This window comes from Vreelandella sp. H-I2 (assembly GCF_052959335.1).
In genome coordinates this window covers 358595-370477 of the sequence record NZ_JBRAMC010000005.1, presented here as the reverse complement: position 1 = coordinate 370477, position 11883 = coordinate 358595, and the positions used below count along the sequence as shown (strand labels likewise).

The 11883-nt window shown below is 52.6% G+C and carries 10 protein-coding genes; 1 reads left to right on the top strand and 9 read right to left on the bottom strand.

Annotated features, from left to right (window positions below):
• Positions 1-23: 23 nt before the first annotated feature.
• Positions 24-2654 (bottom strand): aminopeptidase N, encoded by a 2631-nt coding sequence (gene pepN / locus ACUVOF_RS14835; protein ID WP_447045102.1) that lies wholly within the window; start codon positions 2652-2654, stop codon positions 24-26.
• 58 nt (positions 2655-2712) lie between these two features.
• Entirely contained in the window at positions 2713-3198 is a 486-nt protein-coding gene (locus ACUVOF_RS14830) for a YajQ family cyclic di-GMP-binding protein (RefSeq protein ID WP_447045101.1), read from the bottom strand.
• Between the two features lie 251 nt (positions 3199-3449).
• Here ACUVOF_RS14830 and cobO point away from each other — a divergent pair, with 251 nt between their 5' ends.
• On the top strand, positions 3450-4049 hold the full coding sequence (cobO, locus tag ACUVOF_RS14825; RefSeq protein WP_447045100.1) for a cob(I)yrinic acid a,c-diamide adenosyltransferase: 600 nt from the start codon (positions 3450-3452) through the stop codon (positions 4047-4049).
• Between the two features lie 80 nt (positions 4050-4129).
• Here cobO and ACUVOF_RS14820 read toward each other — a convergent pair whose 3' ends face one another.
• The 7 genes from ACUVOF_RS14820 to miaA all read right to left on the bottom strand — a co-directional run bounded on the left by ACUVOF_RS14820 (position 4130) and on the right by miaA (position 11883).
• Positions 4130-5425 (bottom strand): adenylosuccinate synthase, encoded by a 1296-nt coding sequence (locus ACUVOF_RS14820; RefSeq protein WP_008958623.1) that lies wholly within the window; start codon positions 5423-5425, stop codon positions 4130-4132.
• Entirely contained in the window at positions 5425-6621 is a 1197-nt protein-coding gene (locus ACUVOF_RS14815) for an ATP phosphoribosyltransferase regulatory subunit (protein WP_447045099.1), read from the bottom strand. Before ACUVOF_RS14815 ends, ACUVOF_RS14820 begins: the two co-directional genes overlap by 1 nt.
• 242 nt (positions 6622-6863) lie before the next feature.
• Positions 6864-7760, bottom strand: coding sequence for a protease modulator HflC (gene hflC / locus ACUVOF_RS14810; protein WP_447045098.1), 897 nt, complete (start codon positions 7758-7760; stop codon positions 6864-6866).
• Complete coding sequence (hflK, locus tag ACUVOF_RS14805) at positions 7761-9032, bottom strand: FtsH protease activity modulator HflK (protein WP_447045097.1); 1272 nt, start codon at positions 9030-9032, stop codon at positions 7761-7763.
• A 146-nt stretch (positions 9033-9178) separates the two neighbouring features.
• Positions 9179-10489: a ribosome rescue GTPase HflX gene (gene hflX / locus ACUVOF_RS14800; RefSeq protein WP_113268218.1), complete on the bottom strand. Its 1311-nt coding sequence runs from the start codon at positions 10487-10489 to the stop codon at positions 9179-9181.
• A 37-nt stretch (positions 10490-10526) separates the two neighbouring features.
• Complete coding sequence (gene hfq, locus ACUVOF_RS14795) at positions 10527-10775, bottom strand: RNA chaperone Hfq (protein ID WP_007114649.1); 249 nt, start codon at positions 10773-10775, stop codon at positions 10527-10529.
• A 169-nt stretch (positions 10776-10944) separates the two neighbouring features.
• Positions 10945-11883: a tRNA (adenosine(37)-N6)-dimethylallyltransferase MiaA gene (gene miaA / locus ACUVOF_RS14790; RefSeq protein ID WP_447045096.1), complete on the bottom strand. Its 939-nt coding sequence runs from the start codon at positions 11881-11883 to the stop codon at positions 10945-10947.

Here is an 11883-nt window from a genome sequence, read left to right as displayed (position 1 = left end):
CCTTGGTTAACTGCGTTTGACCATTATGCCAGTGCTTTTTCGACCACCTCGTACACATTTGAAGATAGAGGCTCTTGTTTAATACGCTCAAGCTGTGACCGCATCAATGCTTGACGGGTTTCATCAAAGCGCTGCCAGCGCGTGAGCGGAGTGATAAGTCGTGCGGCAATTTCCGGGTTAAGCCGGTTGAGTTCAATCACCACATCGGCCAGTAACTGATAGCCCTGACCGTCCAATCGGTGGAAATTCACCCTGTTCTGGGCAAACGCTCCAATAAGGGCACGTACCTTGTTGGGGTTTTTGAGCGAAAACGCGGGATGCTGCATCAGATATTTTACACGATCAAGCACATCTTCCTGCGGACGTGAGACTTGAATGGTAAACCACTGATCCATCACCAAGGAGTCATGCGCCCACTTTTCACCGAAGGCTTTCAATGCTGGCGAGGCCAAATCATCGCGATCACTATGTACCAACAACGTTAGCGCTTGGCGCACATCGGTCATATTGTGATCGGCGGCAAATTGCGTTTCACATAGGGCCAGGCCTTGCTCATCTTCAATCGACATCAGATAGGAGAGCGCTACGTTTTTCAGGCTACGCTGGGCAATTTGCTCGGGTGTCGGCGCGTAAGGCTCCTCGATCACATTGGCCTCATAGATAGCCAGAAACTCATCACGAAGGGCAACCGCCAACGATTGGCGGACAAATTCACGCGCCGCATGAATGGCATCAACATCCACAATAGGCTGCTGTTCCGCTATATAGGCTTCTGAAGGTAGCGTTAGCATTTCAGCCAACACCGCCTTATCGTTCACCGGGCCACTCAGAAGTACTCTAAAGGCATCAATAACGCGACTGTCCATTACTTTTTCGACGCCATTACGATGGGCCGCAATCAAGTCATCCAACGCCAAGAGAGCCAAACGTTGACCAGCATCCCATCGGTTGAAACCATCACTATCATGCGTCAATAAAAAAGCAAGATCTTCCCGTGAGTAAGGGTAATGCAGCTTCACGGGCGCTGAAAACTCGCGTAGCAAAGACGGCACGGGTGCCTCGGCGACATCGGTAAAGACAAATGTCTGCTCTTCATCACGCAGATGGATAACAGCGTCCTTACCTATTTTTTCATCATTGAGCGTTATCGTAAGATCTTGGCCCGACTTGGTACCCACCAACCCCATGCGCACCGGAATATGCAACGGAAGCTTATCCGGCTGGCCTGGCGTCGCAGGTGTGCGCTGACGAAGCGTTAGGTGGTATTTTGCATGTACATAGTCATATTCGCCGTGGGCATCAATCTCGGGCGTACCTGCCTGAGAGTACCAGCGCATAAACTGACTAAAATCTTCGCCAGAGGCTTCAGCCATGCAACTTACGAAATCTTCGATGGTTACCGCCTGACCATCAAAACGCTCGAAGTAGAGGTCTGAACCGCGACGGAAACTCTCCTCCCCCACTAAATTACGCAGCATGCGGACCACTTCCGCCCCTTTCTCATAAATCGTCAGGGTGTAGAAGTTGGTAATTTCAATAAAGTGGTTAGGGCGAATAGGGTGCGCCGTGGGGCCAGCATCCTCAGCAAACTGTGCCGTACGGAAAAAAGAGACATCTTGGATGCGTTTAACCGGCGCCGAATTAGTGTCCGCCGAAAAGCATTGATCACGAAAGACCGTAAAACCTTCTTTCAGTGAAAGTTGGAACCAGTCCCTACAGGTCACGCGGTTGCCGGACCAGTTATGAAAATATTCGTGGGCAACAATGCCCTCAACGTTCTGAAAAGCGGCATCGGTGGCTGTTTGGGGGTGGGTCAATACCGCCGCAGAGTTAAAAATATTGAGTCCCTTATTTTCCATCGCCCCCATATTGAAATCATTGACGGCCACGATCATAAACAGATCTAGATCATACTCACGGCCGTAGGCCTGTTCATCCCACACCATGGCTCGTTTCAATGAAGCCATCGCATGCTCGGTCTTATCCAGGTTCTCTTTTTCCACCCATATTTGCAGCGTGACATTTCGCCCGCTCATGGTAGTGAAATAGTCTTCTACACTGTGTAAATTGCCCGCCACCAGAGCAAAGAGGTAACTGGGCTTAGGGTGCGGATCTTCCCAGGTCGCGAAATGGCGCCCGCCATCCAGCTCACCACGCTCGACAGGGTTACCATTAGCCAGTAAGACCGGTTCGCGTTGCTGATCGCCAATCACGGTCACCTTAAAAGTCGCCATGACGTCGGGGCGGTCAGGGTAAAACGTGATACGCCGAAAGCCCTCAGCTTCGCACTGAGTACAATACATGCCGTTCGATTGGTACAAACCCTCTAGAGCAGTGTTTTCCTGCGGGGCAATTTCAACCTCGCTCTCCAACATAAAACGCTCAGGCACCTGATCAATACGCAGCCCCTCAGCATCCACTTGGTAAGCGGCTTCCTCCAGCGGCATTGCGTCAATCGACAGGGCGATCAACTTTAGGTGCTCGCCGTTTAATATCAGCGGCGTATTAGCGTCAGCCTCTGGATGACGCTCCATCAATAGTCGCGCTTTCACACGGGTCGCGGCGGGGTCAAGATCAAACGTCAGCTCGGTATGGGTTACCCGGTAGGCGGGTGGCTGGTAGTCGCTTAGGTAAACCGGCTGCGGATCAGACATAGTGCGTGACTCCTGTATAAAACGAATATTACTTAATAAAAATGTTCAACGTCGCCGCCTAGTCGCGGAAATTATCAAATTGAAGAGGCAAATCCGGTCCCTCTTCGCCGCGCAGCAGCGTCATGACGGCCTGTAAATCATCACGCTTTTTCCCCGTCACACGCACCTTCTCACCCTGGATTTGCGCCTGTACTTTCAGCTTGCTGGCTTTAATGCGCTTGACTACATCTTTCGCTTCCGCTGGATCGAGCCCCTGTTTTAGGGCAACTTCCTGGCGCGCTTTTACGCCGGAGAGCACAGGCTCTTGAATATCCATACAGCGGGCGTCGATACCTCGCGCGATTAATCGGGCACGCAGCACATCCAACATTTGCTTAAGCTGGAAATCAACTTCCGCCTCTAGCTGCACTTTGTCATCTTCAAGCGCGAAGCTGGCATCAACGCCTTTAAAATCAAAACGTGACTGCACTTCTCGGTTTGCTTGATCAACGGCGTTAGCACCTTCGTGCTTATCGAACTCTGACACAATATCAAATGAGGGCATGGTGTAATTCCTGACGAGACATGGCCACCTATTCTAGAGCAGCCAGCCCCCTAGGGGCCAATTCTCTTCTTTTTTGTTGGATTTCAATGCGAATTATTAAGACAAACATTCACAACAGCTGGAAAATATTTATACAAAAACTGTCTTTAAGCAAATCCGAAGTGATGTTCAACCTACTGCGGATAGCTTAGGCTAGCGGTTCATAAAATTGACTATTGTTCAGCCAACTCTTTTTTTACCCAGGAGATACCATGAGTGATCGCGACACCCGCCACAAAGCCTCCATGGAGAAGCTTAAAGCGCGCGTAGAGGAAAAAGTCGCCAGTGCCAACGAACAGCGCGGCCTAATCATCGTCAACACCGGCAACGGTAAAGGTAAAACCACCGCTGCGTGGGGAACGGTCACCCGCGCCCTGGGCTACGGCTACAAAGTCGGCGTGGTGCAGTTCATCAAAGGGCTATGGGAGTGTGGTGAACGCAATCGATTAGAAGAGGATGCCAATCTGGAAGTGGCGATAATGGCGACTGGCTTTACCTGGGACACACAGAACCGTCAAGCCGATACTGATGCCTGCCAAGAAGTATGGAAAGAGGCCGAGCGTATGCTAGCGGACCCCGAGACCTATCTGGTGGTTCTTGATGAAATCACGTATATGCTCAAGTTTGGCTACCTGGACATTGAAACCGTTAAGCAAGCGCTAGAGAATCGCCCATTAGAGCAGACGGTAATTATTACCGGCCGCAATGCTCACCGCGAGTTGGTCGCCATGGCCGACACAGTGACCGAGATGCAGGAGGTGCGCCATGCTTTTAATAATAGCTTACAGGCGCGCCGGGGCATCGACTTTTAAATACGAACCATCAATGCAAAAGGGGCAACTAAGTTGCCCCTTTTGCTCATCTACTCATCCATGACCGGCTTGCACCGTTATTAACTATCGAACGGATTACGCAGTACGATGGTTTCCATACGATCCGGGCCGGTGGAGATAATATCGATACTGGTACCCACCTGCTCTTCAAGGAAGCTGATGTAAGCACGTGCGTTGGCAGGCAAATCCTCTACTCGCTTGGCGCCCAGAGTCGACTCTTTCCAGCCTGGCAAGTCCTGATAAAGCGGCTCAACTGCTTCGTAGCCTTCAGAATCCACAGGATTATCCAGCACGTCGCCATCCTTGCTGCGATAACCAACACAAACGCGGATATTTTCCAAACCGTCCAGTACGTCAAGCTTGGTCAAGCAAATGCCAGATACTGAGTTGATTTGTACGGCGTGACGCAACGCCACGGCATCAAACCAGCCGCAGCGGCGCGCACGCCCGGTAGTGGCACCAAACTCATGGCCACGTTCGGCAAGGTGGCGGCCATCGACGTCAAACAGCTCAGTGGGGAACGGGCCTGACCCCACACGCGTGGTGTACGCCTTCGTGATACCCAGTACGTAGTCCAAATAGAGCGGACCAACGCCCGAGCCGGTAGCGGTGCCGCCCGCGGTGGTATTTGAGCTAGTCACATACGGGTAGGTACCATGATCGATATCCAGCAGCGAGCCTTGAGCACCTTCAAACAGGATGTTTTCACCTGCCTTACGCAGGTCGTGCACCATGCTGACAGTATCGCAGACCATAGGACGCAGTTCTTCCGCCATCTGCATCGCCGTATCGAGCACTTCCTGGAAATCGACAGCCGGTTCGCCGTGATAATTCACCAATACGAAGTTGTGGTAGTCGAGGACTTCACCCAGCTTAGAGGCGAAGCGCTCGCGGTGCAGCATGTCGCCCAAACGCAGGCCGCGGCGAGCCACTTTGTCTTCATAGGCAGGACCGATGCCTCGCCCGGTGGTGCCAATTTTAGCGATACCGCGGGCTTTCTCACGGGCCTGATCCAAGCGCACATGATAGGGCAAAATCAGCGGGCAAGCAGGGGACAGGCGTAAGCGCTCACGTACCGGAACGCCTTTGGCTTCAAGCTCACGAATTTCTTTGATCAGCGCTTCAGGTGAAAGTACCACGCCGTTGCCAATCACACAGGTTTTGCCTGGGCGCAAAACGCCGGATGGAATGAGGTGAAGAACCGTCTTTTCACCGTCGATAACCAGCGTATGACCTGCATTGTGGCCACCCTGAAAGCGCACCACAGCGGATGCGGATTCAGTCAGCAAATCAACGATCTTACCTTTGCCCTCGTCACCCCATTGGGTGCCCAGCACTACGACATTCTTACCCATTATGATGCACTCGTCTCGTGTGTCAGGGCCGTTGGCTGCCAACGGCCATCGATAAGCTCAAGACGGCGGTCACAGTCGTGCTCCGCCGGCCCAGTACGCTGCCCAGGCAGCGCTTGAATCACGCGTTCCCCTTGCTCACGCAGCGCAACAATGGCAGCGTTAAGCGACTCATCCTGCTTGGCGGGTGCCCAAATACTGCCGCGGCTTTCAGCAGCCAGCGCCAGCGACGCCAGCTGTTTAAGATCCATCGAGAAGCCGGTCGCCGGGCGCGCGCGGCCAAAAGCCCGCCCCGTATCATCATAACGCCCGCCTTTAGCGAGTGCATGCCCGTAGCCCGGCACATAGGCGGCAAACATCATCCCCGTATGGTACTGATAGCCGCGTAGCTCAGCGAGATCAAAATAAAGCGATACGTCAAAGCGAGCCAGCACACCTTCATAGAGCGCGTCTAACTGATCCAGTGCCGCTGTGACCGAGGCTGGTGCACCAGCGAATCGCTCGCGCGCCTGGCTTAAAATATCAGCACCACCATGCAACTCACCCAGCGCCAATAACATGTCTGCCAAGGCCGGATCGTTGACGTTAGCTTCGACAAGTTGCGCCAGTTGCGTAGGGGATTTTAGCGCTAACGCTTCAAATAGCGCACCTTCCTGTTCGTCATTGAGCGCTGCTGCTTCTACTAAGCTACGGGAAATACCGATATGCCCAAGCGCCAAGTGGATCTCACCAGCGCCCGAGGCTTTCAAACTGGCCAGCGCCAAATGAATAATTTCACTGTCTGCTTCAAGCCCGGCATGACCAAATAACTCAGCACCTACTTGCACCGGGCTACGGCCACCCTGATGCTGGTCCGCTTTAGCCCGTAGCACGTTGGTGCAATAACATAGACGTACAGGCCCCTGACGCTTTAACGAGTGGGCATCCATACGCGCCACCTGCGGCGTAACATCCGCCGAGGCGCCCATCATGCGGCCCGTTAATTGATCAGTCAGTTTGAAGGTCTGGAGATCAAGATCCGTACCGGTACCTGTTAACAGGGAATCCAGGAACTCCACCGGCGGCGGCATAACCTGGTCATAGCCCCAGCAATGGTAAAGATCGAGAAGCGCACGGCGCAGCTCTTCCATGCGGCTTGCCTGAGGCGGAAGCACCTCATCCATGCCGTCGGGCAGTAGCCAGCGGTCAGCGATGGTCATGTAAACAATCCTGCAAGACAATGAAGGCCCAACAAATTCAAGCAACTACAAGCTAATCAGTAACAACCTAAGGTCATTGACAATGATCGTCTTGAACTTGCGCTTGAAGAATAAGCTTGAAGAATAAGGACCACAAAAAAACCGGGCGACGCCCGGTTAACAAATTCTATCACGTTTAATGGCCGGGTGAACCCCGCTTGGTGGACGGCAAACCAAGACGAGGCACCCACGCTCAAAACAACTTAATCACTCTCGCTTTCGCTACCTTCCGGCGAAGGATCACGCAAATAGCGGAAGAAATCGCTATTCGGCTCCAACACCATTAGGTTGCCATCGCCAGCAAAGCTATCACGATAAGCATCTAGACTGCGCCAGAAAGAGAAGAACTCCTGATCCTGACCATAAGCTTCAGAAAAGATTGCAGCGGCCTGGGCATCACCTTCACCACGCAGTGTTTCAGAGCGTTCATTGGCTTGAGCAAGCAGTACCTGACGGCGGCGATCCGCATTAGCGCGAATACGCTCAGCCTCTTCCTGACCCTGAGCACGCCATTCACGCGCTTCACGCTCACGTTCGGAACGCATCCGCTCAAAAACGGCCGCCGAGACATCTTCCGGTAAGTCGATTCGCTTAATACGAATATCCCGAATGGCCACCCCTAGCTCTTCACGCATGAGCTCGTCGAGCTCTTCGGTGGGGCCCGTCATAAGATCATCACGTCGTTCAGCGATAATCTCCTGAAGGTTCAAGCGGCCAAATTCATTACGCAGGCTTTCATCCACCCGAGGTTGGATCAACCGGATGGCCATCAGCTCATCGCCCGCCGTCGCCTCGTAGTAGCGCGTAGGGTTAACTACCTGCCACTTAACATAGGAGTCAACAATAACCGCTTTCTGCTCAAGGGTGAGGTAGCGGCTGGTATCGGTGTCCAGGGTCAGCAAGCGTGTATCAAACTTACGAATCGTCTGTGCGATAGGTACTTTCGCGTGCAAACCAGGCTGAATATTTTCTTCGATGACTTCACCAAAACGCAGTTTAACAGCGCGTTCGGTTTCGTCTACCACGTACAGAGTGTTGCTCGCTAGCCACGCAACGGCAGCCAGACCACCAACAATCAGCAGGGATCGATTATTAATCATTTACCGGCCCTCCCTGCGGATGGAGTTACTCGTCGTATTCGTTGAGGAGTTAGTACTGCCCTGGGTGTTGCGCAAACGCTCAAGCACACTCGGGTCTAACTGCTCATCACCGTTATTAGCGCTACCGCTCGCTGATGAACCGCTTTGATTACCACTTCTGCCACTCATCTGATCCAGCGGCAGATACATCAACGGGGCGTTTTCACTTACATCCAGCAATACCTTCGGCGAATTACCAAACACTTCTTCCATCGTGTCTAGGTACATGCGCTCGCGCATAATCTCCGGGGCATTGCCGTACTCACTCAATAGCGAATTAAAACGGTTCGCCTGACCTTGCGCTTCAGCCACTACAGACTCACGGTAACCTTGACCCTGCTCAACGATCCGCTGCGCCTGACCTTGGGCCTCAGGAATGATCGCATTGGCGTAAGCGATACCTTGGTTGATGGTACGCTGACGATCTTCACGAGCACGAATGACGTCATCAAAGGCGTCAATGACCGGCGCAGGTGCTGAGGTAGACTCAATATTGATAGTTTGTAGACGAATACCGGCACCATAGTTGTCAAGATAGGACTGCAGGCGACTAGCAACCGAGCTGCCCAGAATCTCACGACCCGAGGTAAGGATATCGATCATATCGGTACCGCCGACCACATGGCGCAGTGACGAATCCAGTGCATTTTCAATAGAAACGGCAGGATCGCGAACGTTAAGAACAAAGTTACGCGGATTAGCCACCTGATATTGTGCTGAAATTTCCACTTCCACGATATTTTCATCGCGGGTTAACATTGATTGCGTTTGAGACAGTGAACGCACACGCGTCACATTGACCATACGAACGTCATCAATCAGTGGTGGGTTCCACTGCAAACCTGGTTCGACAATACCTTGAAACTCACCAAAGCGTAGAACAACGCCACGCTCAGATTGATCCACCAAGTAGAAGCCCATAGCGGCCCAAATTGCCAATGCAACGATAATCAACAGACCCGGCAGCGCAAAGGGATTGCGATTTTTGTCACCGCCTCCCCCACTTTTCTTGCCGCCGCCTTTTTTACCGCCACCCAGCATATTGTTGAGCTTGTCCTGGAACTTCTTTAACGCCTCATCCAGGTCGGGAGGGCCTTGGTTGTTACCCCCTTTATTGCCATTGTTGCCACCATTGTTACCTCCACGGTTTCCATCACCATCTTTTCCACCGCGTCGGCCACCACTACTCCAAGGGTCGTGCTGGTTGCCACCACCAGGCTCATTCCAGGCCATACTTCGTCTCCACTAAGGTATTCGCTAACGCCCATGACGTCTGTTTTAAACGACACCACCGCGTTTGATATTATTGCTCTATAAAACTTGTACCATTTTTATACGGCTCAGAATACTAGCAGTGCGCTATCGTCGTAACGGTTAGCCTACCATTCCTCACTTACCTGCAGCCTTTCTGGCAAATAGGTATTGGCACGTTCGCCTAACTGAGCCATTAGCTGATTAAAATCGCGCCGCGGCAAACGGACATCCAAAACCGAATGTCCGTGCTCATCAAAGGCTTCTTCACGAACAGCATTCAGCTCATGCAGGCCAGCACGCAGCTTACCTTGCTCAGGAGTGAGTGTCAGCGAAAAGCCGATGACATCATTGGCTAAGCGCTCAGTAAGCGCTTCATGCAGAAGCTCAAGCCCCTGACCTTGCTGGGCGGATAGCCAAACCACTTCTGGCACTCCATGGCCGTCACGCTCTATGCGTGGTGCGCTATCGAGCTTATCAATTTTATTCATGACCTTGAGCATCGGCACATCATCAGCACCGATCTCTTTGAGCACTAGCTCTACCTGCTCCACATTCAACTCGCGGTCAGGGTCTGCTGCGTCAATGACGTGTATCAACAGCGACGCTTCCGATGCTTCTTGAAGCGTGGCTTGAAATGCTTCGACCAGCTTGTGTGGCAAGTGGCGAATAAAACCCACCGTATCAGCCATTACCACGGGGCCAACATCTTCAATTTCAAGCCGTCGAAGCGTGGGGTCGAGTGTCGCAAACAGCTGGTCAGCTGCATATACCTCGGAATTGGTTAAGGCATTAAACAGCGTCGATTTACCAGCATTGGTATACCCCACCAGCGACACACTATGTATTTCAGCACGCGCACGGGCGCGACGGTTCTGATCACGCTGGCTACGCACCTTATCAAGCCGCTTATGGATCGACTTAATTCGTCCACGTAAAAGGCGACGGTCAGTTTCAAGCTGCGTCTCACCTGGCCCGCGCAGCCCAATCCCGCCTTTTTGGCGTTCAAGGTGAGTCCAGCCACGCACCAGGCGTGTTGACATATATTCAAGTTGAGCAAGCTCTACTTGCAGCTTACCTTCGTGGGTTCGCGCCCGTTGCGCAAAGATGTCAAGAATAAGGCCGGTACGATCGAGTACCCGGCACTTGAGTTCTTGCTCAACATTACGCTCTTGAGAGGGGCTTAAGCTGTGGTTGAAGATCACCAGTTCTGCTTTATGAACCGCGAGCAAAGCCCGCAATTCTTCCACCTTACCTGACCCAATAAAAGTGCGCGAGTCAGGGCGGTGTCGGCTAGCAGTGAGAAGAGTCGCAGGCTCTGCACCAGCAGAGCGTACGAGCTCTAAAAACTCACCCGGGTCTTCACGTTTTTGTTCATCATGAAAATCAACGTGAACAAGAACTGCCGTTTCACCGGCGTCAGGGCGTTCGAAAAACAATCAATACCTCGTGGAATCTCTTGCTTATCCAGCGGTGTTAAATCTCCGCATCCTGCTCTGCCGGGTCTTGCGCAGGTAGGCGTACATTGCGAGATGGCACAACCGTGGAAATAGCGTGCTTATAAACCATCTGACTGACGGTATTGCGCAGTAAGATAACAAACTGGTCGAATGATTCTATTTGGCCCTGCAGCTTAATGCCGTTGACCAAAAAGATTGAGACCGGAATGCGCTCCTTGCGCAGAATGTTCAAGTATGGGTCTTGAAGGGACTGCCCTTTGGACATTTTGCTCTCCCTAAAACTGTCGTTGGGGTTAATTATCAAATGGCGTGCCCTACTAGTGCTACGCCGCAATCTTATTGCCCGAAAGGCCTAGTGTTACCAAAAGAGCCAACCGGCCATTCGAAAACACATGCTTACTAAATCACTATCTTACTTAAGGGACTATCTTACGCTAAGCACCGCTTTCACGCACGATTTTCAACACCTTATCCAGCGCATGAGGGCACTGTGAATCAACCCACTTAAGCCCAGGCCAACTTCTTAACCACGTTAGCTGACGCTTGGCGAGTTGGCGAGTTGCTATTACACCACGCTCAACCAGCGTGGCGTAATCATACTCACCTTCCAAGTACTCCCACGCTTGGCGATAACCAACACTTTTCATCGCCGGCAGGCCTAAATGTAAGTCATTACGCTTTTTGAGGGCGGCGACTTCATTTATCAAGCCCTGGTCGAGCATTACTTGAAATCGCTGCGCAATGCGTTGGTGTAAAAGACGGCGATCACTGGGTGCCAAAGCTATCGACAACACACGAAAGGGAAAGGTTTCAGATTGCTGCTCCGCCCATAGCTCGCTCATCGGCCGGCCACTCGCATAGTACACCTCCAGCGCCCGCATCAACCGCTGAGGATCATTGGGATGAATACGCTGGGCGGATACCGCATCCACCTCTGCCAGGCGTTGATGTAACGACAATAGACCTTCGTTTTGCCACTGTGCTTCAAGCCGTTGGCGAATAGCCGGGTCGGCAGAGGGCAGGTTTGCTACCCCCTCAACCAACCGTTTGTAGTAGAGCATGGTACCGCCGACCAGCAGTGGGACTTTGCCCGCCGCGCTGATTTGTCGCATAAGCGAAAGCGCATCTACACGAAAATCAGCCGCTGAGTAGGGCTCTGCTGGATCGCGAATGTCGATCAAATGATGTGGCGCGCGAGCAAGCTCCGCCGCGCTGGGCTTGGCACTGCCAATATCCATACCGCGGTACACCATGGCCGAGTCAACGCTAATCAGCTCATGATCCAAGCGCTCGTGCAGCGCCATCGCGGCATCAGTTTTCCCGGCGGCCGTCGGGCCCATCAAAAAAATCGCCCAGGGGCGGGTATCAGCCAT